Here is a 12,053-nt window from a genome sequence, read left to right on the forward strand (position 1 = left end):
CCTTTATCCGGCCTACGGGATCGTGCGGTCTTGCTGGCCGGATAAGGCGCTAACGCGTCGCATCCGGCAAGGGCTTGATGCCGGACATTATCGGAGCAGGAGAAACGTCATGAGTAAACTACTGGATCGCTTTCGCTACTTTAAGCAGAAACGCGAGACCTTTGCCAACGGCCACGGTCAGGTCCTGGATACCAACCGTGACTGGGAAGATAGTTACCGTCAGCGCTGGCAGTTCGACAAGATCGTCCGTTCCACGCACGGAGTAAACTGTACGGGCTCATGCAGCTGGAAAATTTACGTCAAAAACGGGCTGGTCACCTGGGAAACCCAGCAGACCGACTATCCGCGTACCCGCCCGGATCTGCCCAACCACGAACCGCGCGGCTGCCCGCGCGGCGCCAGCTACTCCTGGTATCTCTACAGCGCCAACCGACTCAAATACCCGCTGGCACGTAAACGGCTGATTGAGCTGTGGCGCGCGGCGCTGGCCCGCCATCCCGACCCGGTCGATGCCTGGAACAGCATTATGGAAGATCCGCAGCAGTGTCTCAGCTACAAGCAGATGCGCGGCAAAGGCGGGTTTATTCGCTCGACCTGGAAAGAGCTGAACCAGCTGATTGCCGCCGCCAACGTCTGGACCATCAAGCACTATGGCCCGGACCGCATTGTCGGCTTCTCGCCGATCCCGGCGATGTCGATGGTCTCTTATGCCGCTGGTACCCGCTACCTGTCGCTAATTGGCGGTACCTGCCTGAGCTTCTACGACTGGTATTGCGACCTGCCCCCCGCCTCGCCGATGACCTGGGGCGAACAGACCGACGTACCGGAATCCGCCGACTGGTATAACTCCAGCTACATCATCGCCTGGGGCTCTAACGTGCCGCAGACCCGAACGCCTGACGCCCACTTTTTTACCGAGGTGCGCTACAAAGGCACCAAAACTATTGCTATTACGCCGGACTATTCGGAAGTGGCGAAACTGTGCGATCAGTGGCTGGCGCCGAAACAGGGTACCGACAGCGCGCTGGCCATGGCGATGGGCCATGTCATCTTAAAACGCTTCCATCTCGACAATCCGAGTGATTACTTCCTTAACTACTGCCGCCACTACACCGACATGCCGATGCTGGTGCTGCTCGACGATCGCGACGATGGTACCTCCGTCCCCGGGCGAATGGTGCGCGCTTCTGACCTGCTGGACGGGCTGGGTGAGAGCAACAATCCGGAGTGGAAAACCGTGGCCTTCAGTTCCGCCGGTGAACTGGTCGCCCCCAATGGCTCTATCGGTTTTCGCTGGGGCGAAAAAGGGAAATGGAACCTCGAACCGCGGGCTGCCGGGAAGGAGACCGAACTGGCGCTGTCCCTGCTGAATATCAAAGATACCGTCGCCGCCGTGGGCTTCCCCTACTTTGGTGGCAACGAGAACCCGCATTTTCGCAGCGTTGAGCAGCAGCCGGTGCTGATTCATCGGCTTCCGGCCAAACGTCTGACCCTGGCCAGCGGCGAGAGCAAACTGGTGGTGAGCGTCTATGACCTGGTCCTGGCTAACTACGGCCTCGACCGGGGGCTCGACGATGAGAACGCGGCCGGCGATTTCAGCGAGGTGAAAGCCTACACTCCGGCCTGGGCGGAGCAGATTACCGGCGTTCCCCGCCACCACATAGAGCAAATCGCCTGGGAGTTCGCCGATACCGCGCATAAAACCCACGGTCGCTCGATGATTATCCTCGGTGCCGGCGTCAACCACTGGTACCACATGGATATGAACTACCGGGGGATGATCAATATGCTGGTGTTCTGCGGCTGCGTCGGACAGAGCGGCGGCGGCTGGTCGCACTATGTCGGCCAGGAAAAACTGCGTCCGCAGACCGGCTGGCTGCCGCTGGCGTTTGCCACCGACTGGAACCGCCCGCCGCGCCAGATGAACAGCACCTCTTATTTCTACAACCACTCCAGCCAGTGGCGCTATGAAAAGCTGACCGCCCAGGAGCTGCTTTCACCGCTGGCGGACGCCAGTCGATATACCGGACACCTGATTGATTTTAACGTGCGCGCCGAGCGCATGGGCTGGCTGCCTTCCGCCCCGCAGCTCAGCGTCAATCCGCTGACCATTAAGCAGCAGGCCGATGCCGCCGGCCTCTCACCCGCCGACTACACCGCGCAGGCGTTAAAATCCGGCGCCATCCGCTTTGCCTGCGAGCAGCCGGACAACGGTAAAAACCATCCGCGGAATATGTTTATCTGGCGCTCCAACCTGCTGGGTTCCTCCGGCAAGGGGCATGAGTACATGCTCAAATATCTGCTGGGCACCGACAGCGGCATCCAGGGCGATGAACTGGGGGCGACGGACGAGGTTAAACCGGAAGAGGTCGAGTGGCAGACCCCGGCGATTGAAGGCAAGCTCGATCTGCTGGTGACCCTCGATTTCCGCATGTCGAGCACCTGCCTGTTCTCAGATATCGTTCTGCCGACCGCCACCTGGTATGAAAAAGACGATATGAACACCTCGGATATGCATCCGTTTATCCACCCGCTTTCCGCCGCCGTCGACCCGGCCTGGGAAGCCAAAAGCGACTGGGAAATCTATAAAGAGATCGCCAACGTCTTTTCGACGGTCTGCGTCGGCCATCTCGACGCGGAGACCGATGTGGTGCTTCTGCCTCTGCAGCATGACTCTGCGGGCGAACTGTCCCAGCCTTTCGATGTGGTTGACTGGCATAAGGGCGAGTGCGATCTGATTCCGGGGAAAACGGCCCCGACCATTGCGGTAGTCGAGCGCGATTACCCTGCCACCTACGAGCGCTTCACTTCCCTGGGCCCGCTGCTGGATAAGCTGGGCAACGGCAGTAAAGGCATCAGCTGGAAAACGCAGGATGAGGTCGATTTCCTCGGCAAACTCAATTACGTCAAGCTCGACGGCCCGGCAAAAGGCCGCCCGCGCATCGACAGCGCCATCGACGCCACGGAAGTGATCCTCAGCCTGGCGCCAGAAACCAACGGCCAGGTGGCGGTCAAAGCCTGGCAGGCGCTGGGAGAGTTTACCGGACGCGATCACACCCATCTGGCTATCAACAAAGAAGATGAGAAGATTCGCTTTCGCGATATTCAGGCCCAGCCGCGCAAAATCATCTCCAGTCCGACCTGGTCCGGGCTGGAAAGCGAGCACGTCTCCTACAACGCCGGCTACACCAATGTCCATGAACTGATCCCCTGGCGCACGCTCTCCGGCCGCCAGCAGCTGTATCAGGATCATCCGTGGATGCGCGCCTTCGGTGAAAGTCTGGTGGTCTACCGGCCGCCGATTGATACCCGGAGCGTCAGCCATATGCATCAGATTCCGCCGAACGGCTTCCCGGAAAAGGCGCTCAATTTCCTCACCCCGCACCAGAAATGGGGGATTCACTCCACCTACAGCGAAAACCTGCTGATGCTGACCCTGTCGCGCGGCGGGCCGATCGTCTGGATCAGTGAAACCGACGCCAGAGAGCTTGGCATTGAGGACAACGACTGGATTGAGGCCTTCAACGCCAACGGTGCGCTCACCGCCCGGGCGGTGGTCAGCCAGCGCGTACCGCCCGGCATGACCATGATGTACCACGCGCAGGAGCGCATCATGAACATTCCCGGATCTGAAGTCACCGGCCGTCGCGGCGGCATTCATAACTCGGTGACCCGCATTTGCCCGAAACCCACCCACATGATTGGCGGCTATGCGCAGCTGGCCTACGGCTTTAACTATTACGGTACCGTCGGCTCCAACCGCGATGAGTTCATCATGATTCGTAAAATGAAAAACATTAACTGGCTGGATGACGAAGGTCGCGATCAGGTACAGGAGGCGAAAAAATGAAAATCCGCTCACAAGTTGGAATGGTGCTCAATCTCGACAAATGCATCGGCTGCCACACCTGCTCGGTCACCTGCAAGAACGTCTGGACCGGGCGCGAAGGGATGGAATACGCCTGGTTTAACAACGTCGAAACCAAACCCGGTATCGGCTACCCGAAAAACTGGGAAGACCAGGAAGAGTGGCAAGGCGGCTGGATCCGCGGGATCACCGGTAAGCTGACGCCGCGCCTCGGCAACCGCGTTGGCGTGTTGGCAAAAATCTTCGCCAACCCGCAGCTGCCGGGCATCGACGACTATTACGAACCCTTCACCTACGATTACCAGCATCTGCATACCGCGCCGGAGAGCCAGCATCTGCCTACCGCCCGCCCCCGTTCGCTGATTAGCGGTAAGCGAATGGATAAAATCAGCTGGGGCCCCAACTGGGAAGAGCTGCTTGGCGGCGAGTTTGAAAAGCGCGCCCGTGACCGTAACTTCGAAGCCATGCAGAAAGAGATGTACGGCCAGTTTGAAAACACCTTCATGATGTATCTGCCGCGCCTGTGCGAACACTGCCTTAACCCGAGCTGCGTCGCGACCTGCCCGAGCGGGGCTATCTATAAGCGCGAAGAGGATGGCATCGTACTGATCGATCAGGATAAATGCCGCGGCTGGCGCATGTGCATCAGCGGCTGCCCGTACAAAAAAATCTACTTTAACTGGAAGAGCGGCAAATCGGAGAAGTGCATCTTCTGCTATCCGCGGATTGAATCCGGCCAGCCGACGGTCTGTTCGGAAACCTGCGTCGGGCGCATTCGCTACCTCGGCGTGCTGCTGTATGACGCCGACCGGATTGAGGAAGCGGCCAGCACCGAACATGAAACCGACCTCTATGAACGCCAGTGCGAGGTATTCCTCGACCCGCACGACCCGGCGGTGATTGAAGAGGCGCTGAAACAAGGGATCCCGCATAACGTCATCGACGCGGCGCAGAAATCGCCGGTGTATAAACTGGCGATGGACTGGAAGCTGGCGCTACCGCTGCACCCGGAGTATCGCACCCTGCCGATGGTCTGGTACGTCCCGCCGCTGTCACCGATTCAGTCGGTCGCCGACGCCGGCGGCCTGCCAAATAATGGCAGCATTCTGCCTGCCGTCGAAAGCCTGCGCATTCCGGTGCAGTATCTCGCCAATCTGCTGAGCGCCGGCGATACCGGCCCGGTGCTGCGCGCCCTGAAACGCATGATGGCGATGCGCCACTACAAACGCTCACAGACCGTCGAAGGAGTGACCGACACCCGGGCTATCGAAGAGGTAGGCTTAAGCGTGGAACAGGTCGAGGAGATGTACCGCTACCTGGCCATCGCTAACTACGAAGATCGCTTCGTGATCCCCACCAGCCACCGGGAAATGGCGGAAGATGCCTTCCCGGAACGCAACGGCTGCGGATTTACCTTCGGCGACGGTTGCCACGGGTCGGATACCAAATTCAACCTGTTCAACAGCCAGCGCATCGATGCGATCAACATCGGGGAGAAAGAGTAATGCGGATCCTCAAAATTATCGGTCTGCTGCTGGAGTATCCGGATAGCCTGCTGTGGGACAACCGTGAAGAGGCGCTGGAATTGGTCCGTGCCGATGCGCCGGCGCTACTGCCGTTTGTTGAATCGCTGCTGGCCGCCCCGCTGCTCGACCGCCAGGCCGAATGGTGTGAAGTGTTTGACCGCGGACGGGCCACCTCGCTGCTGCTGTTTGAGCACGTGCACGCGGAGTCCCGCGACCGCGGCCAGGCGATGGTCGAGCTGATGAATCAGTATGAGCAGGCCGGGCTGCACATCGACTGCCGGGAGCTGCCTGACCATTTACCGCTCTATCTGGAGTACCTCAGTAGCCTGCCGCCAGACGACGCCAGAGAAGGCTTGCAAAACGTGGCCCCGATTCTGGCGCTGCTTGGCGGGCGCGTCAAACAGCGCCAGTGTCAATATTATCAGCTGTTTGACGTCCTGCTGGCGCTGGCTGGCAGCGCGCTCAGCAGTGACAGTGTCACCAGGCAGGTGGCGGGTGAAAAGCGCGATGATACCCGCCAGGCGCTGGATGCGGTGTGGGAGGAGGAGCAGGTGAAGTTTATCGAAGATAACGCCACCGCCTGCGACAGCTCCCCGATGCAACATTATCAACGACGCTTTAGCCAGGACGTCGCGCCACAGTACGTCGACGTCGGTGCCGGAGGCCCGAAATGATACAGTACCTGAACGTCTTTTTTTACGATATCTACCCCTATCTGTGCGGGACGGTGTTTCTCATCGGCAGCTGGCTACGCTACGACTACGGGCAGTATACGTGGCGCGCCTCTTCCAGCCAGATGCTCGACAAACGCGGCATGGTGCTGTGGTCGAATCTGTTCCATATCGGCATCCTGGGCATCTTCTTCGGCCACCTCTTCGGGATGCTGACCCCGCACTGGGTTTACTCCTGGTTCCTGCCAATGTCGCAAAAGCAGCTGATGGCGATGATTCTCGGCGGGATCTGCGGCGTACTGACGCTGGTGGGCGGCGCCGGGCTGCTGATTCGTCGTCTGACCAACCCACGCATTCGCGCCACCTCATCGACGGCGGATATTGTGATTCTGAGCATTCTGCTGATTCAGTGTGCGCTGGGTCTGACGACCATCCCCTTCTCCGCTCAACATCCTGACGGCAGTGAAATGCTGAAGCTGGTGGACTGGGCGCAGGCGGTGGTGACCTTCCACGGCGGCGCCTCGGCGCATCTTGATGGCGTGGCATTTATCTACCGCGTTCACCTGGTGCTGGGGATGACCATCTTCCTGATCTTCCCGTTCACTCGCCTGGTGCACGTCTGGAGCGCGCCAATAGAGTATTTGACCCGCCGCTACCAGCTGGTGAGATCCCGACGCTGAAGGTTTGACTCCCTCTCTGTCAACCCTTATGAGCTAACCCGTCAGCCTCCGCGCCAGGAGGCTGACGCTGTTAAAACAGGGGGAAAAGGTAAACCTGTAGTCGCTTCCCGCAATGACTTATACTGTTCCCGCACGTAATCTCTTCTCTTGAAACGCGCTGACTCAGCCGGATGATACGTAGGTGAGGGAACCATGGGTAAATACGTCATTTTTATCAGCAGTCGCGGCGGGAGAGCCGTAGCAAAAGACGCAGTGACATCCTCTTTGCTTAAAGAGATGAAACGACAGGGATTCAGAAAACATCACGTTGAGGTAGAAGCTGAAAACGAAAACGATGCCGTTAAAGCGTTAAACAGATTTAATGACGATTATCTGACGGAGGTAAAGGAGTACACCGCGAGCGTCATATTTGTGTGCCTGTGCGCGATTGTTGCTTTCATCGTTTTTCTATTTTCAAACAGATAGCAAATTTACGCCTCCAGGCGCAACAAACAGATTAACAAGCGGATTTCAGCGCAAAGCGCAATTATCCGTCGGCGGCATATGCAGCGCAAAACAGGCGGTAATAGTGTGCAGCAGCAGTTTCGCCGGCCCGGTAAGTCGATTTTCATCGCCATATAATCCCACCCCAATGTCACCCGCCGCGGGCAATTTTGCGCAATCAACGATCTGCAGCGTAGCAGGCATGCCTATCGTTGTGCGTAGCGCCACCCCCAGTCCTGCAGATGCGGCAGCCCAGATTCCGTTCAGACTGCGACTGGTAAAGGCAATACGCCAGGGGATTCCGGCTTTATCTAACGCCGCGGTGGCGGCGGTGCGCATGACGCACGGCGCTTCAAAGGCCAGCAGCGGCAGCGGCTGGTTGCTGTCGAGATAACGGGCAACATCGAACGCCGCCGCCGCGATCCACTGCAGCGGCAGTCTCCCCAGCAGATGATCAAAAACCGGTGCGTCGCGCCCTTCCCAGCTCAGGGCCAGATCGAGCTCCTGGCGCATCATCGCCTCGCGCAGCGGCGCATTCCGCGTGACGGTAACCGCAATCTCCACCTCGGGACAGGCCCGCGAAAATTGCCCGAGGACCGCCGGCAGTAACACCTCGCCAAAGTCCTCCTGCAGTCCGAGACGAACCTCGCCGCTTACCCCTCTGGCCTGCAGCGCGGCCCAGGCCTCGTCATTCAGGCTAAGCATTCGCCGCGCGTAGCTCAGCATAATTTCCCCTTCCGCCGTCAACGCCAGATGACGCCCGGCCTTTTGTACCAGCGCCGTGCCGCTCTGCTGCTCAAGCTTTTTAAGCTGAGCGCTGATCGCCGACGTTGAACGCCCCAGGCGTTCGGCGGCAAGGGCAAAACTGCCGAGTTCCATTCCGGTCACGAAAGCGCGTAGCGCGTCGGCATCAAAGGTCAGTGGTCGTCTGGTCATCATTAATCATCCCGTTTTTCAGGATTATTACTCACAAATTATATGATTATCGAAACCATCATAACCGGATATCGTCTCCGTGACATCCCACCTATGAGGTTGCAAATGGACAAAGTTAATCTGACCCGGGAAACCCTGGCAGCGCTGGCGCCAAAGCTGGCATCACTGAGTGAAGAGATCCTGTTTGGCGATATCTGGCAACGCCCCGCGCTGTCACCGCGTGACAGAAGCCTCATCACTCTCAGCGCGCTGGTCGCAATGTATCGTCCTGAACAGCTTGCCTGGCACCTGACATTCGCCCGGGAAAACGGCGTAACGGAGAGCGAAATCACCGAGCTTTTTACCCACCTGTCGTTTTACGCCGGATGGCCAGCGGCGGTTTCAGCACTCAATGTGTTTAGCCAGCTTGATACCGAATGAGGAGACGCGCATGCCCATAACCCGCATCGCCATTTCTGCGCAGCGTTTCGCGCAATGGCACGCTCAAATCTCTATCGATTTGCAGCAGGCGCTTGAAGATCATTTTTCGGTCCCGGCCGGCGACTGCTTTCAGCTTTTTGACTGCTACAGCCCAGGGCAGCGGATAGTTAACCCGCACTATCTCTGTAGGGCTGAAGCCGGACGCAGCGATGATTTCCTGCTGTTTCAGATAACCGCCGGTAAGCCACGCAGCCATCTGCAAAAGCAGCGTTTTTATCAGGATTTAGTGACGCGACTTGAGCAGTCGCTGGGCATCAGCCCGCATGAGGTGATGGTGGTGATCGGCTTTACCGAGCCGGAAGACTGGTCATTCGGCAGCGGGAAAATGTTCAGCCTGACGGATATTCCTCCGCCGCGCTAAGCAACGCTGCAATAACAGAAGCTGTGACCAGTCAGGAGCCGGAAGTCGACCCGGTTGCTGAGGCTGCTTCCCGGCGGCTGACGCTACAGGAGACGCAGCGCCACCACGTTGGGTCATCGCGAAGCATGACTCTCGAGTAAAGAGCAGGTGCCCGATACCGCTCTCGGCCGGGATTAGCAGACCGCGGCCCCGGGGGATACTGGTGAACAACGGGTGACGCTGGAAGCATGTCTCTTGTGGGTTAACATCGCCGAAAGTGACAGGACAAATGCCGCAGTTCCCCGGTTTATGGCCGAGAAAAGGCGGTCGCTATACTCTGTTTTCGCCAGGACGACGCCCTGAAAAAAACCGGGGAGGATTTCAGATGCGACCTTTCACCTTGCGGGTCTGGCGATGCGATAGATGCGGTCCGCCTGCACGGCCGACCGCCCCTTCTGTCTGGACAGCGTCGCCCCTACTTCCCCGCCTCAGGATGGGTATCAAACGCCGCCATGACCGCTGCGAGCTCACCTTCAGTAAAGCCATATTTGGCATCATCGACGCCAAGACCGAAGCGGGTTTGCAGCGCCTCATACAGCGCAGGAACATCCGGTAAATCGATCTTCTCCACCACATGGGCATTATCCCAATGGGTAAAGTGGAAGTTAGTTAACGTCATTTTCCCGCCGTCCGGCAAATGACGACACATCAGCAGATGGTGGCGGAAATGCGATTGCGGCCAGTGCGCCGACCAGAAATTCCCCATGACATAGTCAGCGGCATACTGGCGCCCGAGGTCGAAAACGTACATCGACTGCCAGTGGCCGTGATGGCTGTACTGTAACGTCCACTCATCCCCTTCGCAAATCAGTCGGTAGACACCGTGCGGGGTTGACTGTTCCGCATCCGCCAGCAGCCGGACAGGCGCGGTCAGGGTCTGGCCGCCGAAGCCGACATCGGCGATCCAGCGCTCACCGTCGACCTCAACCAGCAGCAGGCGATGGGTTCGCGGCGGCATCTGCGACGGATTGGCCAGCACCACGCGCCCCAGCAGACTACGGACGTTAAAACCCAGCTCGCGAAGTACCCGCTCCAGCAGCCCATTTTGCTCGAAGCAGTAACCGCCACGACGGCCGTTAATCAGCTTCTCTTCCAGCGTCCGATCGTCAAGATGGATCTCTCTGGGCAGCAGAACATCCAGATTTTCAAACGGGATCGCGCCATTGTGGTGAATATGCAGTTCGCGCAAGGTGTTAAGCGATACATCAGGGGTTCCCGTCCAGCCCAGACGAGAAAAATAAGCGCTTAAAAATCGACTCATCAATGCCTCCAGCAATCGGTGTTCGACATTTATAGCCTATTTTCCCCGGCCGACTGCATATTTTGTGCGGTCACCCTTAACCGCGCGCGCCGCGTTGCATCAAGGCCAGCGCGCCGAGCATCAACGCCAGGCCGGTCAACAGTGTCAGCGAAGCCATGGCCATGCCCTGGCCGATTGACCCTTGCTCAAACTGACGCCAGATAAACACGGACACGGTTTGCGTCCCCGCCGGAGCCAACAGCAGCGATGTCACCAGTTCACGCGAAGCGACGGCAAACACCATCAGCATCGCCGCCAGCAGCGCCGGAAAGACCAGCGGCAGCACAATCAGCCGCAGCGCCTGCAGCGGCGATGCGCCGTGGACCCGCGCCGCCGGTTCGAGATTATTCCCCAGCTGGCGCAGAGCGCTGCCAACATAGCGCACCGGCCACGGCAGCAGCAGGCAACAGTATGACAATAGCAGCATCCATCCGCTGTTATAGGGCGAAACCGGCCAGAACGGCTGGTTCCACAGCAGAATCAGCCCGACGCCCACGACCACCCCCGGCAGCGCCGCCGGCATCAGCGACAGCGCATCGACGATGCCACGGCCTTTGATTTTCTGCACCAGCACCAGCCATGCGACAATCAGCCCCACCAGGCCGACGATCAGCGCCGACGCCAGCGCCAGCGACAGACTGGTTCCCAGCGCCGACAGCGCATCCCCCTGCCTGGCAAACAGCGCGGCAAAATGGCGGAAAGTAAAATTATCGGCATGAATGCCGCCTGATAAGGTCCCCATCAGGCCGGTCAGGACCATCGCCGCGCCCGGCAGCACCACGGCGACGCCTGCGATACCCAGCATCAGCAGAACAGCGGGCAGCGCCAGCCACCCCAGTTCCGCCCCGCTGTTTTCCCCCGGCTTGCCGGTCACGCTGGTGACCTCGGTATCCCCCACCAACCGCTTTTGCAGCCACCAGGCCAGCAGCGCGACGCCAATCAGCAGCAGCGACAGTAGCGACGCGCCCGGCAGATCGATGGGCCAGTCAGCCAGTTTTTTCTCAATACCGACGGTGAGCATCACCAGACCGGCCCGCGATCCTAACGCCGCCGGGACGCCAAACTCCTCAATTGCCAGGGTAAACGCCAGCAGCATCCCCGCCGCCAGCGCCGGGGAAAGCATCGGCAGCGTAATATGCCAGAAGGCTCGCCAGGCGCTGGCGCCGTGAACGCGCGCGACGATCGCCAGCCGCTGACCGCTCGCCAGCAGGCTGCGGGAAACGGCAAAATAGACCACCGGGAAGATATTAAAGGTCATCACCAGCACGATCCCGCCGCGGCTGAACAGCAGATCGTTCAGATCCCAGCCGGTGAGCTGTTGCAGATAGCCGTTGCTTTGCAGCACCAGCATCCACGACAGCGCCGCGATATATGGCGGCGTGAGGAACGGGATCAGGAACAGCAGATCCCACAGGCGCGGCAGCGGAACATTAAACAGGCCGCGCAGCACCCCCAGCGGCAGGCCGATAACCACGCTCATCAGCGCGACGCCGCAGGCCACCCACAGGGTGCCGCCGAGCATCGGCAGGAGCTGAGGATCGGCGAACAGCATCGGTACGCCCGTCAACGCTCCGCTCAGGGAACCGGCGCTGAAATGGGGGAAAATCGCCTGTAAGACGATGAATAAAAGCGGTAACGCCACCAGCACCAGCAGCACCGTCAGAGTGACGCCGGAAATCAGTTTCTGTTTCACGGTAGAGTCCTGGGAA

General features: G+C 59.2%; 10 protein-coding genes. 7 read left to right on the forward strand and 3 right to left on the reverse strand.

What is annotated here, in order from left to right; translation table 11 throughout:
- The first annotated feature begins 109 nt into the window (after window positions 1–109).
- From AC236I_RS13035 to AC236I_RS13055, 5 genes are all read left to right on the forward strand, one after another.
- Window positions 110–3,850, forward strand: coding sequence for a nitrate reductase subunit alpha (locus AC236I_RS13035; protein ID WP_487608512.1), 3,741 nt, complete (start codon window positions 110–112; stop codon window positions 3,848–3,850).
- Window positions 3,847–5,373, forward strand: coding sequence for a nitrate reductase subunit beta (narH, locus tag AC236I_RS13040; RefSeq protein ID WP_015584391.1), 1,527 nt, complete (start codon window positions 3,847–3,849; stop codon window positions 5,371–5,373). The genes AC236I_RS13035 and narH overlap by 4 nt, the downstream gene beginning before the upstream one ends.
- Window positions 5,373–6,068 (forward strand): nitrate reductase molybdenum cofactor assembly chaperone, encoded by a 696-nt coding sequence (gene narW / locus AC236I_RS13045; protein WP_004861686.1) that lies wholly within the window; start codon window positions 5,373–5,375, stop codon window positions 6,066–6,068. The genes narH and narW overlap by 1 nt, the downstream gene beginning before the upstream one ends.
- Window positions 6,065–6,745, forward strand: a complete 681-nt coding sequence (gene narI, locus AC236I_RS13050) for a respiratory nitrate reductase subunit gamma (protein WP_004861681.1) — start codon at window positions 6,065–6,067, stop codon at window positions 6,743–6,745. Before narW ends, narI begins: the two co-directional genes overlap by 4 nt.
- Before the next feature lie 192 nt (window positions 6,746–6,937).
- Window positions 6,938–7,210, forward strand: a complete 273-nt coding sequence (locus AC236I_RS13055) for a hypothetical protein (RefSeq protein ID WP_032717404.1) — start codon at window positions 6,938–6,940, stop codon at window positions 7,208–7,210.
- 45 nt (window positions 7,211–7,255) lie between these two features.
- Here AC236I_RS13055 and AC236I_RS13060 read toward each other — a convergent pair whose 3' ends face one another.
- On the reverse strand, window positions 7,256–8,164 hold the full coding sequence (locus tag AC236I_RS13060) for a LysR substrate-binding domain-containing protein (protein WP_015584394.1): 909 nt from the start codon (window positions 8,162–8,164) through the stop codon (window positions 7,256–7,258).
- A gap of 105 nt (window positions 8,165–8,269) precedes the next feature.
- Between AC236I_RS13060 and AC236I_RS13065 the strand changes: the two genes are divergently transcribed.
- Both AC236I_RS13065 and AC236I_RS13070 read left to right on the forward strand, forming a co-directional pair.
- A complete protein-coding gene (locus AC236I_RS13065; RefSeq protein WP_004861674.1) occupies window positions 8,270–8,584 on the forward strand; it encodes a carboxymuconolactone decarboxylase family protein in 315 nt (104 codons plus the stop codon).
- Between the two features lie 10 nt (window positions 8,585–8,594).
- A complete protein-coding gene (locus AC236I_RS13070; RefSeq protein ID WP_015584395.1) occupies window positions 8,595–9,005 on the forward strand; it encodes a tautomerase family protein in 411 nt (136 codons plus the stop codon).
- A gap of 454 nt (window positions 9,006–9,459) precedes the next feature.
- On the opposite strand, the gene nhoA is transcribed toward AC236I_RS13070, so the two are convergent.
- Together nhoA and AC236I_RS13080 are read right to left on the reverse strand one after the other, a co-directional pair.
- Window positions 9,460–10,305 carry an N-hydroxyarylamine O-acetyltransferase gene (gene nhoA, locus AC236I_RS13075; protein WP_004861668.1) on the reverse strand — a complete coding sequence of 282 codons (846 nt, stop codon included), beginning with the start codon at window positions 10,303–10,305 and terminating at the stop codon, window positions 9,460–9,462.
- A gap of 76 nt (window positions 10,306–10,381) precedes the next feature.
- Complete coding sequence (locus AC236I_RS13080; protein ID WP_004861666.1) at window positions 10,382–12,037, reverse strand: ABC transporter permease; 1,656 nt, start codon at window positions 12,035–12,037, stop codon at window positions 10,382–10,384.
- Window positions 12,038–12,053 lie beyond the last annotated feature (16 nt).

This window comes from Klebsiella sp. Sb-30, from assembly GCF_057652795.1.